This window comes from Fervidobacterium islandicum (genome assembly GCF_000767275.3).
Taxonomy (GTDB): Bacteria; Thermotogota; Thermotogae; order Thermotogales; family Fervidobacteriaceae; genus Fervidobacterium; species Fervidobacterium islandicum.
The window spans coordinates 1-17987 of sequence record NZ_CP014334.2; the positions used below are offsets into that span (position 1 = coordinate 1).

The 17987-nt window shown below is 41.7% G+C and carries 15 protein-coding genes; 10 read left to right on the forward strand and 5 right to left on the reverse strand.

What is annotated here, in order from left to right; translation table 11 throughout:
- The first annotated feature begins 29 nt into the window (after window positions 1-29).
- From dnaA to NA23_RS00050, 10 genes are all read left to right on the forward strand, one after another.
- On the forward strand, window positions 30-1364 hold the full coding sequence (dnaA, locus tag NA23_RS00005; protein ID WP_033192556.1) for a chromosomal replication initiator protein DnaA: 1335 nt from the start codon (window positions 30-32) through the stop codon (window positions 1362-1364).
- A gap of 98 nt (window positions 1365-1462) precedes the next feature.
- Window positions 1463-1645, forward strand: a complete 183-nt coding sequence (locus tag NA23_RS00010; protein ID WP_033191572.1) for a ferredoxin — start codon at window positions 1463-1465, stop codon at window positions 1643-1645.
- 207 nt (window positions 1646-1852) lie between these two features.
- Window positions 1853-3832, forward strand: a complete 1980-nt coding sequence (locus tag NA23_RS00015) for a hypothetical protein (protein WP_249477080.1) — start codon at window positions 1853-1855, stop codon at window positions 3830-3832.
- The gene (locus NA23_RS00020; RefSeq protein ID WP_033191571.1) at window positions 3829-4929 is read left to right on the forward strand and encodes a BMP family lipoprotein; all 1101 of its coding nucleotides are present in this window, start codon (window positions 3829-3831) and stop codon (window positions 4927-4929) included. Before NA23_RS00015 ends, NA23_RS00020 begins: the two co-directional genes overlap by 4 nt.
- Before the next feature lie 250 nt (window positions 4930-5179).
- Window positions 5180-6694, forward strand: a complete 1515-nt coding sequence (locus tag NA23_RS00025; RefSeq protein WP_033192554.1) for an ABC transporter ATP-binding protein — start codon at window positions 5180-5182, stop codon at window positions 6692-6694.
- Window positions 6695-6705: 11 nt separating this feature from the next.
- Entirely contained in the window at window positions 6706-7776 is a 1071-nt protein-coding gene (locus NA23_RS00030; protein WP_033192553.1) for an ABC transporter permease, read from the forward strand.
- 247 nt (window positions 7777-8023) lie between these two features.
- Window positions 8024-9346: an RNA-guided endonuclease IscB gene (iscB, locus tag NA23_RS00035; protein ID WP_033191570.1), complete on the forward strand. Its 1323-nt coding sequence runs from the start codon at window positions 8024-8026 to the stop codon at window positions 9344-9346.
- 18 nt (window positions 9347-9364) lie between these two features.
- A complete protein-coding gene (locus tag NA23_RS00040; RefSeq protein WP_033191569.1) occupies window positions 9365-10324 on the forward strand; it encodes an ABC transporter permease in 960 nt (319 codons plus the stop codon).
- A gap of 27 nt (window positions 10325-10351) precedes the next feature.
- Entirely contained in the window at window positions 10352-10750 is a 399-nt protein-coding gene (locus tag NA23_RS00045) for a secondary thiamine-phosphate synthase enzyme YjbQ (RefSeq protein WP_033191568.1), read from the forward strand.
- 342 nt (window positions 10751-11092) lie between these two features.
- The gene (locus tag NA23_RS00050; RefSeq protein ID WP_033191567.1) at window positions 11093-11368 is read left to right on the forward strand and encodes an HU family DNA-binding protein; all 276 of its coding nucleotides are present in this window, start codon (window positions 11093-11095) and stop codon (window positions 11366-11368) included.
- Window positions 11369-11428: 60 nt separating this feature from the next.
- Here the strand turns inward: NA23_RS00050 and NA23_RS00055 are convergent, their stop codons facing one another.
- From NA23_RS00055 to NA23_RS00075, 5 genes are read right to left on the reverse strand one after another with little or no spacing between them, the layout of a single operon-like run.
- Window positions 11429-12673, reverse strand: coding sequence for an HD domain-containing phosphohydrolase (locus tag NA23_RS00055; protein ID WP_033191566.1), 1245 nt, complete (start codon window positions 12671-12673; stop codon window positions 11429-11431).
- A gap of 53 nt (window positions 12674-12726) precedes the next feature.
- Window positions 12727-14904, reverse strand: coding sequence for a FecR family protein (locus NA23_RS00060; RefSeq protein ID WP_033191565.1), 2178 nt, complete (start codon window positions 14902-14904; stop codon window positions 12727-12729).
- A complete protein-coding gene (locus NA23_RS00065) occupies window positions 14901-15545 on the reverse strand; it encodes a DUF3307 domain-containing protein (RefSeq protein ID WP_033191564.1) in 645 nt (214 codons plus the stop codon). Before NA23_RS00065 ends, NA23_RS00060 begins: the two co-directional genes overlap by 4 nt.
- Window positions 15542-16498: an HD-GYP domain-containing protein gene (locus NA23_RS00070; protein WP_033191563.1), complete on the reverse strand. Its 957-nt coding sequence runs from the start codon at window positions 16496-16498 to the stop codon at window positions 15542-15544. The genes NA23_RS00065 and NA23_RS00070 overlap by 4 nt, the downstream gene beginning before the upstream one ends.
- Window positions 16482-17981 carry an adenylate/guanylate cyclase domain-containing protein gene (locus NA23_RS00075; RefSeq protein ID WP_249477082.1) on the reverse strand — a complete coding sequence of 500 codons (1500 nt, stop codon included), beginning with the start codon at window positions 17979-17981 and terminating at the stop codon, window positions 16482-16484. The genes NA23_RS00070 and NA23_RS00075 overlap by 17 nt, the downstream gene beginning before the upstream one ends.
- Between the last annotated feature and the right edge of the window lie 6 nt (window positions 17982-17987).

Below are 17987 nucleotides of genomic sequence, written 5' to 3' on the forward strand. Positions count from 1 at the left end.
ATGGAGGTGTGTTTATGGATAACGTAGATATCAAGGAAAAGATTATGTCCGCACTTAAGGAAAAGGTTAGCCGCCAGCAATGGGAACATTGGTTCATAGACTTCTATGTTAAACGTGTGGAAGGAACCCACGTTGTATTTGAGGTGGGTAATCTTTTTCTCAAAGGATACATCGAGAAAAAATTCGATAAGGTTATCAAAAAGGCCATAGCCGAGGCAGTAAGTCAAGGCGCAACTTACGAGATAGTTTATGCTCAGATTGTCAACCCCGAAAACTTCGAAGATGAAGTTCCAGAGAACGTTGCCCTGGTCAGGAAAAAGCCTGTTCTCATAACCCCTCTGAACCCCAAGTACAGGTTTGACAACTTTGTTGTCGATGAATTCAACCAGTTCGCTTACAATCTGCTCCTTGAAGCGGCGAAAAAGCCAGGTACCTACAATCCCATATTTATTTACAGTGAAGCGGGAATGGGTAAGACGCACTTGGTTCAAGCATACGGTAACTATTTGCTATCCCAAAACCCAGATCTGAGATTTGCCTACTTGACAAGTGAAAGTTTTATGAATGAACTCATCACGAAACTCAAATCTGGTAATATGGAAGAATTTCGGGAACGCTACAGAAAGAAGATCGACGTGCTTGTGATCGATGACATTCAGTTTTTGGCTGGGAAGAAGGGTGTTCAGATAGAACTCTTCCACACGTTCAACACACTTTACGAAGCAGGAAAACAGATCATCGTTTGTTCCGATCGCTCACCGAAAGAACTTAAAGATTTCCAGGACAGAGTTATCTCAAGATTCCAGATGGGAGTCGTTGCCCAGATAAAAACGCCATCACAAGAAGCGATGTACAAAATAGCTAAAAAGGTTGTCGACGACGAAAAAGCCGATATTGATGATGGTATATTGCGATATGTCGCTGCGCATATTAGAGGAAGTATAAGAATTCTAAAGGGGGCAGTGATAAAACTCATAGCTTACAAGAGCATGTACGGAGAACTGAATATTTCAATTGTGAAGTCTATCTTACGGGATGTACTCACTGAAGATACCTCCACCAGCTCTGAAGGAGATATTGTGGATGTAATCGCTAAGACCTTTAAAACAACGAAAGATGACATTTTATCAGGTTCAAGAGATCGGAATACATCCTTAGCGAGGCAAGTATGCATGTATTTTATGGTAAAAAAATATGGTCTATCTACAAGGAAGGTTGGCGAAATCTTCAACAAAACACATCCGTCGGTAATAAATTCTGTTAAATCAATAGAGAAAAAACTGGAAAATGAGAAGGATTTCGCGTTGTTATTAAGAAGCATTGAAAAAGAACTTCAAAAAAGTGTTGGAAAAGCTTATTCTTGATAACGATAGCAACAGAGCACTGTGAATTTGGAGGTTGTTGAAAAATTAAAACTTTTGTGTTATAATCAACAATGACGTTGAAAAGGAGGTGCTAAGGCATGAAGGTTAGAGTAGACGAAGCAACATGCATCGGGTGCGGTGTTTGCGAGAACCTCTGTCCAGATGTATTCAAACTTGGAGACGATATGAAGGCAAAAGTTTTGCAACCAGAGACTGACCTTGAATGTGCAAAAGATGCTGCTGACAGCTGTCCAACAGCTGCGATCAGCATTGAAGAGTAACAAGTAGGGGTAACAAAAATCACGCTTACAGTTTTTCACAAGGGGGCTTAGCCCCCTTGTTTGTTTTTATGTTCACTAAAAAGTTGTATAAAACTTTGTTTTTATGTTCACTAAAAAGTTGTATAAAACCGAGAAAGAAAAAAGCCTTAGAGCAGAAACAAAAGATTTCCCTTATTTTTGCTATGCTATTGCATTTGCCAAGCATTGATGTGTTATAATATAATCAACGAGCGGCATTTGAAATTCAATCATCGAAAATACAAAGCCAAAATATACAAAAAAGTTGATGAAAAGGAAGGTGTAAGGAGAGTGCGAGTGACAAGGCAGATTAAACATCTTCAAAATTCTTCGTATTTGTTTGTACTCATAGCTTTTTTCCTTTCGTTTTTTGTTTCCATGCTTTTTGGTTTAGACATGGAGAAAGCCAAAGAGATTTATCGAAGTTATCTTTCACCTACATCGGAATTTCACAGGACTGTGTTATCCTACATTAATAACGACCTCCCTATCTACAGGTTTTTGAAAATCTACATGGTAGGTTCAACAGAAAAGACCGAGACCACAAAAAAGACGGGCGACTATTTGGAAGCGATTAAACCGCTGGAAACTGCAAACTCTGATGAGGAAAGACTTGCTAGAGCAGTGTACCTTTCGTATTGGGAAGCGAAATTGAATAATCGTTCATTTGGTAGAGAACTTGTGAAGGGTTCGCCGATATTCAATTCCTTCTTCAATGAGTATCAAATGCGCTTGGTTGATGCATTCGGTAATTATGCGCAAGACCTGGCAGCCTACCTTTTTGGTGCGGATGTCAACCTTCCTTACGTTCCGGAAGAGTTAAGAAAATTAAGGACGGATATTCTTGGCGATTACGAGTACGTTCCTGTGTACAATGGCGAAGAATTAGCTGCGATAACTTTAATAATGAAAGAACCGGAAGTTGTTAAAACTCTTAGTGATATTATATTAGAATCAGAAAAGTCCGCACAAGATTACGATCCGGAGATGCTCATTTTGAGAACACGTGGAACTATCTTTAGAAGCTCGTACAATTTGATTGCCGGGTTGAAAGACGAAATTGCTTCCGAATTTGTGGAGATAACCCCAAAAGAGAGGAATTATGCCTGGATCAGATGGATAATCTACGCAGGTATAGTCTTGATTTGGCTCTATGTGTACAAGAACATCAACATCCCGCTTGCACTTATAATAGCTTCTGAAACGGTGTACATCGGTGTGTTCATGAACATGCAATCCACATCGGACGGCATGATCTACGGCATCGTTATGGCGATAGCATTGCTATTTTCCATATTCTACTTCCTATTCAAAAAGCAACCCGTTCTTTTCTTGATCAGCGTTTTAACAGCGGTTACTTTGTTCCTGCCTTCATTTGCCACGAAAGACCTTCTGATGCCGGAATCTTTCAGTTCATCGCCTTTCTACAGCACGTTGGTTAACGAGGTACTTGAAGAACCGCTTAGTGTTGTACAAAGACGCTTAAAGGATTACAACACGACAGTAAACGAGTCTATTGAGAAGTTCAACGCAGTACTAACGGATGCAGGAATCGATGTCTACACCTTGTCAGATGAATATGTTGCACCAGAAGCCTTTGAAAAAAGGGTAGAGTACGTGAAAGAGTTGGTTAAGAAGACGAACGATAAGAACCTAACAAAACAATTGAACGACTTTATATATTTCGAAACGAAAAGGGCAAAGAAAGTAGAAAAAATCATCTCTGAGTTTGAAAGGGATTTCAGAAAATTTGCTGCCATTGGCTCTGATACTTTCCGGAATAAACTTGCTGAATTTGCAGAATCAAAGTTCCAAGGAATGCACAAAGACAGATTGTTGAAAGCGATTTCATCCACTCCAAAAAAGGCTTACGTAACACTACCAACGTACAAAGCTTATTATTCGCTCTCAGCTGTTATCCTGATATCGCTTTCCCTATTCTTGATAGCTCTTAAAAGGTATGAAGCTTTCATTCCACTTGTTGGTGCGCTTGCCGTGTCCGTTTTGACGTTGTTTAGAACACAAAACGTTTTCGTACAGGTTGGTGTTCCTTCACTTAGCGTTTACATCAGCTGGTTAATTCCTTATACTCTGGTGTTATCATTTGCGCTTGGATTTTATTGGTTGAAAGAAAACCACATCATCCTTAGAAGGAGGGAGAGAGTATGAAGAGGTTCTTTGTTTTCGTGCTTCTTGCGGTAGTTTTAACGCTCGGGTTCTCATTCAAAGCCATCATGGTGACCGACACAGGTGGACTTGGTGACAAGTCGTTCAACGATGGAACATGGGCAGGTATCCAAAGAGCGGCTAACGAACTCAAAGTTGAAGCAAAGGTAATCATGTCACAAGAACAGTCAGACTACATTCCAAACTTGACAAAAGCTGCTCAGGAAGTTATGAAGGAAAAAGACGGTGGTATCGTCTTTGCAGTTGGTTTCATGATGACAGATGCCCTCATGAAAGTTGCACAACAATTCCCAACAGTCTATTTTGCAGGTATCGACATTGCGTTCGATAAAGAATTACCAAACGTTATCAACTTCCTGTTTAAGGAGCAAGAATCAGCATTTCTTGTTGGTTACATCGCAGCAGCCATGACAAGAACTGGTAAAGTTGGATTTGTCGGTGGTATCGCAATTCCTCCAGTTGAAAGATTCAGATACGGTTACGAAGCGGGTATAAAAGCATACGAAGACCTTAAGGGTAAAAAAGTAACAATCATTAGAGGTTACACCAACGAATTCAGCGATCCAAAGAAAGGTAAAGATCTTGCCAATTCCCAGTTCTCACAGGGTGTAGATATCATCTTCGCAGCAGCTGGCGCATGTGGTAACGGAGTCATTGAAGCAGCAAAAGAAAGATCAGAGAAGCTTGCAGGTAAAGGATACGAGAACATCAAAAAACGTGCACTTTCCGGTCTACCAATGTACTATGCCATAGGAGTTGACGTAGATCAAGACTACATGGCACCTGGTGTTGTGCTTACAAGTGCGATGAAAGGTGTCGACATGGCAGGATACTACGGTGTCAAATGGGCCTTCACAGGACAGTTCAAAGGCGGAGTCAAAAACCTTGGCTTGAAAGAAAACGGTGTTAGAATGTCTGAAATGAAGTATACAAAAGAAATCGTCGAAAAACTTGCACCGAATGCTCTCAAAGAACTCGAATATCTTAAACAACTCATCATCGAAGGCAAGATCGTTATTCCAGATTCAGAAGATGCACTCAAGGCATTCACTGTTAAAGGTTTGAAACTTCCAAAATAATACAGAAGAAACTGTGAAACTCTACGATCTTTCTCAGGGGGCGGTATGCCCCCGTTTTGATAGACTATACAAGCACAGACACAATCTGCAGTTGCATGCTTGTGTAGTCTATCAAGATGGCGTTCTTAGTTTATATGACTTTACCAGTGTTGGAGGTGGACTTGTAGTGGACGATTTGAGAAAAGATTTGAAGGATAGCAAAGACCCAAAACATGAGAGTCGAGATAGCCATTCTGAGTACGCTGTTGAGATGATAGAGATCACCAAAAGATTTCCCGGCGTGCTCGCAAACGACAGGGTAACGGTCAGGATTAAGAAAGGCGAAATCCACGCTATTGTTGGAGAGAACGGTGCTGGGAAAAGTACGTTGATGAACCAACTTTATGGACTCTATCATCCGGACAGTGGTGAGATACGTATCTTCGGTGAGCGAAGAGTTTTCACAGGACCAAGGGATGCGATAAGATCAGGAATCGGAATGGTGCACCAGCATTTCATGCTCGTTAATACCTTGACTGTGGCCGAAAACGTCGTACTTGGAAACGAACCTGTGAAGGGTGTTAATTTTGACTTGAAAAGGGCAAGACAAGAAGTTAAGGAGCTGTCTGAAAAGTACGGTCTGTACGTCGATGTTGATGCAAAGATTGAAGACATTCCAGTTGGTATGCAACAGCGTGTCGAGATAATAAAAACACTTTACAGAGGTGCGAATATAATCATCCTCGACGAACCTACAGCCGTTTTAACTCCCCAAGAAGTTGAGGAACTCTTTGAGATCATGAGGAACTTGCAAAAGAGTGGAAAAACGATACTATTCATTTCGCACAAACTCAACGAAGTTATGGAAATCAGCGACAGAATAACAGTGATGCGTGGTGGAAGGGTAACGGCTGAACTTATTACAAAGGAAACGAACGAACGTGAGATAGCACGTGCGATGGTTGGTAGGGATGTCGTTTTGAAGCTCGACAAGGCACCGCATACACCTAAGGAAGTGGTATTTGAAGTCAAAGACCTTTGGGTAAAGGATAATAGGCACCTTGATGCGGTCAGAGGAGTTTCGTTTAAGGTAAGAAAAGGTGAAATTGTAGGTATTGCTGGTGTTGCAGGTAATGGACAGACGGAACTGGTTGAAGCTATAACTGGACTAAGAAGGGCTGAAAAAGGACAAGTGATATTCGAAGGAGTAGACGTGACGAACAAGCATCCCAGAACCCTTAGGGAGATGGGAATGACTCACATAGCGGAAGATAGGCTGAAACATGCTCTAATTAAGCAATTCCCAGCCTATTACAATGTGATCCTCGGCAGACATTACAAACATCCATTTGCAGCTGGCGCCTTCTTGAACCATCAAGAGATAAAAAGATACACAGCCGAACTGATGGAAGAGTTCGATGTAAGACCAAGGATAATAGAGCACCTTGGTGGTAACTTCTCCGGTGGTAATCAGCAAAAATTGGTTGTTGGAAGGGAAATAAAAGCGGGACCGAAGTTTATGGTTGTAGCACAACCTACAAGGGGACTCGACGTTGGAGCGATCGAATTCATCCACAGGCAAATTTTGAAAATGAGAGAACATGACGTAGGGATTCTTTTGATATCAATGGAATTAGAGGAGATATTCTCACTGAGCGATAGGATATTGGTGATGTACGAAGGGCAAATCATGGGTGAAGTAAAACCAGAAGAAACAACTGTTGAAGAAGTAGGCCTAATGATGGCCGGTAAGAGATTTGAAGAAGTTCGAGGTGGTAAGAAATGAAGAAGCTTGAAATGAAAAAAGCACTGGAGAGCATTGCCGTTCCCGTTATCGCTGTCTTAATCGCTTTGTTAATTTCTGGGTTCATTATTCTTGCTATAGGCAAGAATCCGATAAAGGCTTATGGCGTACTTTTGCACGGCGCTTTTGGAAACAAACAGGCGATAATTGATACATTAATAAAGACCACACCTTTGATTTTGACAGGTTTGGCTGTTGGTTTTGGCTTTAGGGCGGGTGTGTTCAATATAGGTGCTGAAGGTCAGATGGCGATGGGTGCTTTGATGGCTGCGACATTTGCAAGCAATTTCGGAGGTCTACCTCCTGCTGTTGCAATTCCTCTCACAATTTTAATAGGTATGGGTGCCGGTGCCGGTTGGGCTGCTATAGCAGGGTATTTGAAAGCAAAAACAGGTGCTCACGAGGTTGTCACAACAATTATGTTGAACTGGATTTCAACATACTTGGCTTCGTTCATGGTAACTGGGCCACTTGCAACTGGTTCAGGCACACCGAAAAGCCCTGAAATTGCTCAGTCTGCTCAATTGCCAGTTCTTATGAGAGTTGGTGCAATGGAACTTAGTGCTGGAATACTTATTTCCATAGCTGCTGCTGTGTTCATGTACGTGTTTCTAAACAAAACAACAACGGGTTATGAAATCAAAGCGGTTGGTTTTAATCCCTACGCTGCCGAGTACGGCGGAATTAGTGTTGCGAAAAACGTTGTACTTGCTATGGCGATAAGCGGTGCACTCGCTGGACTTGCCGGTGTTACTGAATTAATGGGAGTTCACCACAGATTCTTGGGCGAGCTTTCCGGTGGTAAAGGTTTTGATGGTATCAGTATCGCGTTGATAGGACAAAACAATCCAATAGGTATTATCTTTGCAGCGCTTCTAATCGGTGCGCTTAGAACGGGAAGCAACGAGATGCAATTTATGGGTGTTTCGAAATACATCGTTATCATCGTGCAAGGCATCGTGATATTCTTGGTTGCAGCAGATAGAATAGTTAAGGCCATTTATGCAAGAAAGAAGGTCAACTACCTCCGACTGAAGTCGAGGGCTAGTAAAAGCCTTAGTTGACCAGCCTGAGCACTGGACCCGAAGGACAAGGGGACGAAGGTGCTACGTTGGTAGTAGGCTCAAGACCCACTCCGGGATGCTTCTCCAGTCCCGGACCCTGGAAGTGCTGGTTGCAGACAACCTTTGGGGTGTGGGCGAAACGGACCAGCACACGCGCCGGCTACCAACATTGGCGAGGAGAGTGCTAAAGTGAGTCCGCTTTAGCACGTCACAAGGCCCGTAAGGGCATTTTCATGGAGTGAGACGCATGGTGTTTGTGTTAGACAAAAACAAAAAGCCTCTGATGCCCTGTTCAGAAAAGCGCGCAAGATTGTTACTAAGTCGTGGCAGGGCAGTGGTTCACAAAATGCATCCGTTCACTATACGTCTAAAAGACAGAACAGTACAGCAAAGCGAGTTACAACCTTTAAGATTAAAACTCGACCAAGGAGCGAAGGTTACTGGTCTTTCAGTTTTGCGAGAAGACGGCGATGTAGCAGAAACAGTTTTTCTTTGCGAGATACACCACAAGACAGACATAAAGCAAAAGCTTGATGCCAGACGTGCTGTTCGTCGAAGCAGAAGAAACAGAAAGACTAGATATCGAAAGCCGAGGTTTCTAAATCGAAGACGGCCTGAAGGGTGGCTACCACCATCGTTCAATGCAAGAGCTGACCAGCTTATAAATGCGGTAAGGAAACTGACAAAGCTGTTGCCAATAAGTGCGATATCCATCGAAGATGCAAAGTTTGATACTCAAAAGTTGCAAAATCCAGAGATTTCTGGTATTGAATACCAACGAGGCACACTTTTTGGTTACGAGGTAAGGGAATATCTTTTGGAAAAGTGGGGACGAAGATGTGCATACTGTGGTAGAAGCGATGTACCACTGGAAATCGACCACATCGTACCAAGGTCAAGAGGTGGCACAGATAGAGTATCAAACCTAACACTTGCTTGCCACGAGTGTAACCAAAAGAAGAGCAACAAAACAGCTGCTGAGTTTGGATGCCCACATATTGAAGAGCGGGCAAGACAAACATACAAGCAAGCAGCATTCATGAACTCGATACGCTCATATCTGAGCAAATCATTAAGCAGTTTTGGAATACCAGTTGAATACGGAACAGGAGCGCTAACAAAGGCAAATCGCATTCGTCTGGGGTTTCCAAAAGAGCACTACTTTGATGCTTGCTGTGTTGGTGAGAGCACGTCAAGTGAGATACGTATAACACAAAGCTATGTGCAAATCTGGTGTGCAGTTGGTCGTGGAACAAGGCAGATGTGTAATACAGATAAGTTTGGTTTCCCACGTGGGCATAGGCAAAGATGTAAGAAACACTTTGGTTTTCAAACTGGAGATATAGTTAAAGCTATTGTACCACGAGGAAAGTACGCTGGTATCTGGATGGGTATGGTAGCAGTGAGAGGAAGCGGATTTTTCGACATTAAGGATAAAAATGGCAAAAGGGTATGTCAGGGAATAAGATATAAGTACTGCAAGCTGATTCAAACAGCCGATGGTTGGCAATATAGCAAGACAAAAACAAACTATTCTATATCTCACACGACTGAAGTCGCGTGCATCTAAGTTGGTGGAGGTGAAAGCATGAGAGTTCTGGCAGCGATACTTTCTATCTTTATAAACCCGCAGTTCTACAAAATAGCTCTTACTGCTGCAACACCTTTGATCTTTGCATCACTTGGCGGAGTTTTTAGTGAAATCACGGGAGTTGTTAACATCGCACTCGAAGGTATTATCCTGATGGGAGCGTTCACATCGGTTGTGTTTACCTATCTCACTGGGAACGTATGGTTCGGGGTGTTAATGGCTATCGTTAGTGGTATGCTACTTGCACTCTTGCACGCATGGGGTAGCATAAAATGGGCAGGAAACCAGGTCGTTTTAGGAACGGCAATAATACTACTTTCTCAAGGTTTAACTGGATTTTTGATGGAACCCATCTTTGGACAGCCAGGGCAGACGGATTTTGTTGGGAAGGTCGATGAAATAACGATACCCGGTCTTGTTAAAATTCCGTTCATAGGGCAGGTCATAGGCGAAATCAGCCCATTTGTGTACATCGCATTTGGTTGTGTTGCATTTGGTTGGTGGCTGATATACAAGACAAAACTGGGTCTGAGGATGCGCTCAGTTGGTGAAAATCCTGAAGCTGCCGATACTCTTGGAGTCAACGTTTATGCGATAAGATACTTCGGAGTCATAATGAGTGGTGTGTTCGCTTCTCTTGCAGGTGCTTATCTGAGTGTTGGCGAAATCGGTCAATTCAAGGAACTCATGTCCGGTGGTAGAGGGTTCATAGGACTTGCGGCGATGATTATTGGAAAGTGGAACCCAGTTGGTGCAATGCTTGCCAGTTTGTTCTTCGGGTTGTTTGGTGCATTCTCCAACCAGCTCCAAAGCTTGCAGGAAATTACAGTTGCATCTAATGTTAAATCATTGTTTGATACTATACCGTTTGTTCTGACCATAATTGTTGTTGCTGGTTTTGTTGGTAAATCCAGACCACCTGCAGCAGATGGTGTACCGTACGAAAAAAGTGAGTAGAACTGACGAAACCTTGGTGGTGATAGCGTGCTTCAAGAGTTCTCAGTTCGTACTACACGAAGGGTTGAGCTTGTTGACATAACTAACGAGGTCAGGAAAATTGTGAAAGAAAGCGGTGTTAAAGACGGAATCGTTGTTGTATACGTGCCACACACAACTTGCGGAGTGACAATAAACGAACATGCGGATCCTTCGGTTGTAGAAGACATCATCAACCAGCTTGCAAAAATAGTCCCGGCAAACGCAGGTTACCGTCATCTTGAAGGCAATTCAGATGCGCATATCAAAGCTTCGATTGTAGGAAGTAGTGTGACAATAATTGTTAATAATGGAAATCTTTTACTTGGAACATGGCAAGGGGTATTTTTGTGCGAGTTTGACGGCCCGAGAACACGTGAAGTGATTGTAAAGGTTATTGAAGGATAAAATCGTAACTATCAAGCACTGATGCTCCAAATATTTTAGTCAAACAAGAAAGTGCGGAAACAAAAAACTGTTGACATACTTGCATGAAGTTGTGATAAAATATAAACAGGTTGAATGGGTTTTTGAATTGCTTGAATTATAGGTATTAGATGAGTTCAGTAATTAAGTTCTAAATCCTGTTATTTCTGAAAAAATAACTTTAGTGGCAAAATACTTGATTTTTTCACGTCTTTTGTGGTATAATTTAGCTAGAATTACTATTCATCGGCATCTTGATTTTTATCCATCGAAAGTGCTATTATATACTTGATTTCCACACCATCATGAGAAGGAGGGGGATTTATGAACAAGAAAGAACTTGTCAACGCGGTAGCAGAAAAGACACAGCTCAAGAAAAAAGATGTGAAACTTGTTATCGACACACTCTTTGAAACGATTGCAGCAACACTCGAGAAGGGCGAAAAAGTTCAGCTTGTTGACTTTGGTACATTCGAAGTTAAGAAGATGGAAGGCAGAACAGGTGTGAACCCAAGGACGAAAGCGAAGATTAAGATTCCTGCAAGAAAAGTTCCGAAATTCAGACCTGGAAAGGTTCTCAAGACAAGAGTCAACAAATAATTGCACATACGCAATCAAAAGTCGGGGCCAAGCCCCGACTTTTATTTTTTTTGCCACGATTTAGTTTTCGCTGAGTTCTTTAACTGTTTCTATTAGTTTTTCAAATATATCCATTGAGAATTTTCCTTTTTCCACATCGGATTCGATAATCTTGAGAACTTCACTGTAGTCCCAGGCTTCTTTGTACGTTCTTTTTGAAGAGAGTGCATCGTAGACATCGGCTATGCCTATGATCCTGCCGAACAGAGAAATCTCTTCTCCCTTCTTCCCATTGGGATAACCACTTCCATCAAGGCGTTCATGATGCTCAAGCGCACCGCTGAGTATTGCTTGGTCGACGTACTTCACTTGGGACAAAATCTCTGCACCGTAAACAGTGTGGTTCTTAATTATCCTGTACTCTTCATCAGTGAGCTTTCCAGGTTTCAGTAAGATACTGTCGGGAATACCTATCTTCCCGACATCGTGTAATATCGCTGAGAATTCAAGCTTTTCCAACTCTTGTTGATTCAGTCCCATCCTTCTGCCAATCTCCACAGATATCCTTGCCACGTTTTTTGAATGTTGGTGCGTGTAATTATCTCGCTTATCAATAGCCGTTGCAATTGCCAAAAGTATCTTTTTAAATGATTCTGAAAACTTCTCGTACCTCCAAGTACTCAAAAGCTTACGGCCAATTAGTTTTGCAAAAAGTTCTACGATTTCAGCATCTTCCTGAGTAAAACCTCCATCTTTATTCAACACCTCAATAACCCCGATTTTTTGATCCTCCACCCATATCGGTGAACCAACTATATTCTCCGTTTTAAACTTCGCCGCTTTATCAACACCCTTGAAATGAACGGGGTTTGTCTCTAAATCGTTAAAAACAAGTGCTCTACCTTCAAGAAAAATCTTACCAGCGATCGATTCCATTGGTACGGGGATACTTTCGATCTTACCGCTTGCTTTTCCTACAGTCACGAGGAAACGCAAATGATCCGATTCGTACATAAGGATAGATGCGGCTTGTGCATTTACTATCGTACATATCTCCTGTTGGATATCTTTTAAGAGTTCGTTTAACCTCAGGTTGCTATTGAGTTTGGCAGCAATGTAAACAACTTGGTCTCTGAAATCTGCGGGGTTAATTCGAACTCCTTGCTGCACCATATCTGCAAGTTTTTTTAAGAAGCTGTAAGAATAATCACCGAGGACATAAAATTCGATGTTTTTGTAGTTGACCTTGTTCTTAGACATCCTTCCAACCAATACCCCGTTGTATCTATACCCACACAACCAAGTAGGGGCTTCAACTACCCTCATGTCTTTCCTCCTCTTTTGACGAATGTGTAGCTATTCATCAAATTATCGAACCTTTACCAACTTATCTCGCTGCCTATGTAAACACTCTGCACCCACTTTGTACCGTCCCAGTTATACACGATACCTGCGACCAGATTGCGTTCCATTATAGGATAAGTGATTCTCAAGAATGCTATCGTATCGCTATCGAAAAATTCACCGCTAACGAATGGTGTTTGGTCAAAGTAATAGCCGTAAATAAACAATCCTGCTACAGCACCTATCTGTGGTATTGTTATCCTAAACTCGCCGAGTGCATCCATATCACCACTAAAGTCACCGTATATGTAAAATCTGCCGATAGCGATGTCGTGGTAGAAACTTAAACCTGCCAAAAATCCAAAGGATGTTTCATTATTACCCAGAGTCTGCAGTTCATTCTTCGATTTTTGGACGGTATAAACCCTTCCGAAGTGGAACGGTCTAAAACCGTTCATAGTAGCGTATCCTCCACCGATGACATCCACGAACCCTATCTTACCGCTCAACCCTGCAAATGCTCCGATTCCAAACTGGGACATATCCGATAACCACTGTGAACCAACCTCAAATCCAAAGTACAAATTGCTTAGTATAGGATACCTCAAGAACGCTGACAGCGACAAATTGATTGGAGTGTCATCTGTTGTTTCTAGCGTATTTTTTGTGCTTACATCGGTGTCATAGAGCACCGCAGCCCCCAAATCCATACCGGCAATTGCCCCTTTTATTTCTATTTCCCCTGCAAAGACAGAATCAGACTGGACGATTTCCGGCAACCACAACTTTGAGAGTTCGTAAGGGATGTGCAGATACAAACCGAAGCTACCAAAGATTACCTTTGTATCAAAAGACTTAGCGTACGGTTTGAAGTAATCTCTCACCGAAAAGCCCATACCTAAGGAAATCGGAGGCATATTTCCGTACCTCAAGTAGAAATTCCCAAGGTTCAGTGCCACGTGGTTTATTGTTATCATATTAATAATGTTCGTACTTGGATTCTCCGATGGAATACCAAAGTACAGTGTTCCTCCAACTTCCGTTGCGTAAGCGGTCAAACCTATTCCTAATGTAACAGGGCCTATCGAAAATTCTGGAGAAATGCTGTAGACGATGTATTTTTGGTTGTTTTTAACAGCTGTCTCAACGCTGAGCGGTGGTATGTATGCTTTTGGTTGAGGTTGTGGCTGTGGTTGAGGTTGAGGTTGCTGAGTTTTTTCGGTTGTTGATGGTTCCACTTGTTCTTCGATAGGTTGTTCAAATATCTTTTCAATCTCCGGCATTGCTTCTTTTAGAGGTTCGAGTGTAGTAGTATCAAATAGCTGAGAAATGTCTTGTACAAGTTCGGTTCCAAGTTGATAAACAAGCGTTTGCCCTGCAAAGACTGGAACGACGAAATCATCTCCAAAGAATGCGAAGACCTCTCCGCTCCATACCTTTATAACCGGCTTATCATCGATATTTTCAACACCAAATTCAGTTCCCCTAACACCTGCTGTAACACTGCCTGTCTTAACTTCAAATGAAGAACCTGCCATCATCTTCTGAACAATGTTGTACGTTCCGCCCTTTTGAATAACTATTGACACGAGAATCTTTCCTTCTTTCGACTTCCTGAGCTTTTCAAAAAGCACTTGCGTGTTCTCGGTGATCTTTGTCATCGAACCATCGGGAAATTTGACAACGACGTAGGACTTTTCCAGTGTTAGAACCTCGTCGCCTTCTTGGATTACGGTGTCTTTTGTTATCGATTCCCAGGCCTTCTTGTTGAACTTCTTAATTGCGACGCTCCCTCTGAAAGAATCTATGAGTGCTTTGAGTTGTTCATTGAACTCTGCCTCATCTTTCTCCACTACTCTAATGGAAACTTCTTGAGTGAACACACCTTTGTCCGAAGTTTCCGCTGTGAATGTGATTTTGACATCGGCTGACTTCTTTGGAGCTAAATAGTTCAACACGAGCTTCCCACTTCCACTCAATCCTTTAGTTAGTACATCCGGTTTGTCAAACCCGCCCAGGTTCAATTTTGCTTTTAAATTGAACTGCGCAGGTTTACCGTCGTTGCCAGTCACCTCCACGGTGATTGGCAGCTTTCCACCAACAACAACGATGTTGTTTTCCACGGTCACTTTGATGTCAGCTAACGCCGAGACGGTGAGGATTGCCAGAATTCCTAGAATTGCCACCGTAAGAACTTTGTACTCTTTAGTCATAACATCACCCCCATAAGTATTATCGTAGAAAAAATTGTTAAAATGTAATTCAGAACATTAAACATTGACCCTCTCCTTTTGATTTTCACCACTGGAATAAGACAGAACACCGCATAGATAACAAGCAAAAAAGGATTAATTATGTATATTGCGGGTGCTGCCATTCGTAACACATATCCGATGTAGTCCCTTTTGTACATTCCGTTCGATGTCAGAAGATGCACGAGGATGCTTACAAAATAACCGTTGAATATCATTACCGATAAAACAACTGCTACCGTTCTTGGAAGGTACGGCTCAACTGGTGTCATAAGTGAACCGACGAAGACTAAAGACAGCATGTGAAAAGATTGATCAATCAAATAATAATACCAAGTAGTGCAAAACTTATTTTTGCAGGAGAACTTCAGAAAGTCTATCAGAAAATGGAGAACAGTTAAGAGACATATAAGACCAAGAACTTGAATGCTGAAGTTCTTCCCTACAATGAACATAAGTTGAGAAGCAAAGACTAGAAAGATATGAAAGCCCAGCACTTTTAAACTCTTCGATTTGTGAGCTGCAATGTAACTTGTTTGCAGCACGTAATCTCCGAAAAGGTGACCCAAGAACAGATAGGGAAAGATGTCACGTAAACTCACGGCGCGTCACTCCCACTAAATATTAACGCTATGTAGTTTTCTGGGTACTTACCCTGCAACTTTGAACGCCCCCATTTCAATATAACTATGTGCTCGGCGAAACCAACAGCCAGCGCGAACTTTGGGATTTCTTCACCTCTCAGTCCCTTTATTCCGGTTCCGTCGATGTACTCGTGGTGATACAAACAAGCTTCAAGTACGAACATTGGAACGTCCATCTCTCTGAGAATTTCGTAGCCTAAGTCTACATGCTTTAGATATTCTACGTATTCTTGTTCAGTGAAATTCCCTGATAGAATTTTCTCAAAAAGCTCATCCTTCAACCCGACAAATCCAACGTTGGCTATCTTCAGTGCAAGACGAACTTCGTCTTGGCTTAGACCTTCGAGTTTTGCTATCTTGAGGGCGATATTTTCCATCTTAGCTAAGTCTTTCTCACTTAATCGTACACGTTTATTCAAAGCAACAAACAGAGTATCTAGTGCGCTTTTCAATAATTGTTCCAATCTGTAATTGATTATCATTCCCTCAATAATCGAAACAAGAGAATCATAGAATGCTAAAAGACCTAGTACTTCATCGAGCGTGAACTTGCCTTGCAAGATTATCGTTCCTAAATTACCGGAATTCTTACTCAAGATAGGCATAACTAAAAGATCATTTTGAATAGTTAGTTGCGAAGGATTCTCCGAGTATGTCACGATAACGTCCTTGCCAAGTTTTGCTTTAAAAAAATTTTCCACTATCTCTTTCACATCACCGAGATTCTCTATTTTCAGCAATTCGTATGTCATATCGAATAATCTTTCATTTATTGGAAGTCCATAGTTCATCGCCAATTCGTATACATCATCTTGCGTAGGAAGACTACCGAAAATTTCAAAAGTTCCATTTTTTCTCAGGATATACTTCGTATTGTTAAGCTCAACTGTTAAATCATCGAAGTTCCTCAACTTGTTTCCCCCCATCTTTAACATTTTCCTCTACCTTTTTACCGATCAACTTGTACAATTTCAGCTTTTCACTTTTCCCTTTAACAGCAAACTCACCGAGATATTCAAATAAAAATCTATCCGTACGCCGTACAATTTCCTCTGATACTATAACCTCAGCATCGACTTCTCGTGTGAGGTGTTCGATTCTTGAAGCTGTGTTTACTGTATCTCCGATGCACGTGTAGTCCATCCTAAAAGGTGCTCCAATATTCCCAACAATTGCTGGTCCATAATGTATGCCGATTCCACTATCAAGGCTGAATCCGTATTCTTTGTTCAGCTCTTTCAAAGCATTTCTCATATCAAGTGCACAAGAGAGTGCGCGTTCAATATCATTTTCGTAAGAAATCGGAGCCCCAAAGATAGCCATTATCGCATCCCCTATAAATTTATCGATTGTCCCGTCGTACTTGTATCGGATAATCTCGCTCATTCTTGTCAGATAAATGTTGAGAAATGCAACCACTTCCTCTGGTTTCATACGTTCCGACCTGCTCGTAAATCCCTTTATATCTGAAAACAAAACAACAACATTTCTCGTTTCTCCTCCAAGCTTAAGCTCCCCTGTAGTTATTAATTCTTCTGCAACTTTATCTGGAACGTACCTGTAAAGGAACTCTTTCATCTTCCTTTTCTCAGCACTTTCCGACAAAAAATCGCCAACTAACTTAACCGAACCGACCACAATGTATCCGAGCACCGGGTAGAACGTAGTAACATAAATACGGTTCAAAAATAGAACATATGAAATAGCGACAAAAAGAATAGGTATCGACGGGATTAGGACATTAATAAGTTTCCTTTTGAAGTTCGATAGAACTCCGAGCAAAGTCATCAAAGCAATTACCAATAGACTATTGTAAAAAGGTGTAGGTAGTTTTAGAAAATCACTCCTCAGTATATTTTCAATAGCCGTTGCATGGACAAAAACACCTGCTTCCTCGTTGGAAAACGGTGTTATCCTCAAATCATAAAGTCCTTTAGCGGTTGCAGTGTAACCTACCAACACGACTTTGTCTTTGAACGTTCCTCTTTCGAATCTTCCAGTTATTACATCATAGAACGGGATTTCCTTGAAAATATTTGAAGACTTACCGTAATACCAAAGGTGCATGTATCCAGAATTATCAAAAGGCACCTCTTTCCCATTCAATATTACAACGCGTTTAGAAAAATCCAGCAACATTTCTTCAGGTTTTGCTCCGAGGTATATAGCACAGGCTATAACGTTCATATGCGGTAGAATACCCGAAGAAATCCCATTCTCCCTTGCCCATTCTTCAACGATCAACAGTGGCGTCCTTCTAACTATTCCATCAGCATCGAGTGTTCCGATCTCGTACGTGGCGCTGTAAGCTGCCATAGCAAAAGGCTCGTACACGGGGCGTATTTTGTAAACTGTGAAAGGTTTCATGAGCAAAAGTTCTCTAAAATTAATCATCTTGTA

Coding starts and splice junctions, on each gene's coding strand:
- NA23_RS00010 (WP_033191572.1), top strand. CDS start 1,463: ATGAAGGTTAGAGTAGACGAAGCAACATGCATCGGGTGCGGTGTTTGC.
- NA23_RS00015 (WP_249477080.1), top strand. CDS start 1,853: ATGTGTTATAATATAATCAACGAGCGGCATTTGAAATTCAATCATCGA.
- NA23_RS00020 (WP_033191571.1), top strand. CDS start 3,829: ATGAAGAGGTTCTTTGTTTTCGTGCTTCTTGCGGTAGTTTTAACGCTC.
- NA23_RS00025 (WP_033192554.1), top strand. CDS start 5,180: ATGATAGAGATCACCAAAAGATTTCCCGGCGTGCTCGCAAACGACAGG.
- NA23_RS00030 (WP_033192553.1), top strand. CDS start 6,706: ATGAAAAAAGCACTGGAGAGCATTGCCGTTCCCGTTATCGCTGTCTTA.
- iscB (WP_033191570.1), top strand. CDS start 8,024: ATGGTGTTTGTGTTAGACAAAAACAAAAAGCCTCTGATGCCCTGTTCA.
- NA23_RS00040 (WP_033191569.1), top strand. CDS start 9,365: ATGAGAGTTCTGGCAGCGATACTTTCTATCTTTATAAACCCGCAGTTC.
- NA23_RS00050 (WP_033191567.1), top strand. CDS start 11,093: ATGAACAAGAAAGAACTTGTCAACGCGGTAGCAGAAAAGACACAGCTC.
- NA23_RS00055 (WP_033191566.1), bottom strand. CDS start 12,673: ATGAGGGTAGTTGAAGCCCCTACTTGGTTGTGTGGGTATAGATACAAC.
- NA23_RS00060 (WP_033191565.1), bottom strand. CDS start 14,904: ATGACTAAAGAGTACAAAGTTCTTACGGTGGCAATTCTAGGAATTCTG.
- NA23_RS00075 (WP_249477082.1), bottom strand. CDS start 17,981: ATGATTAATTTTAGAGAACTTTTGCTCATGAAACCTTTCACAGTTTAC.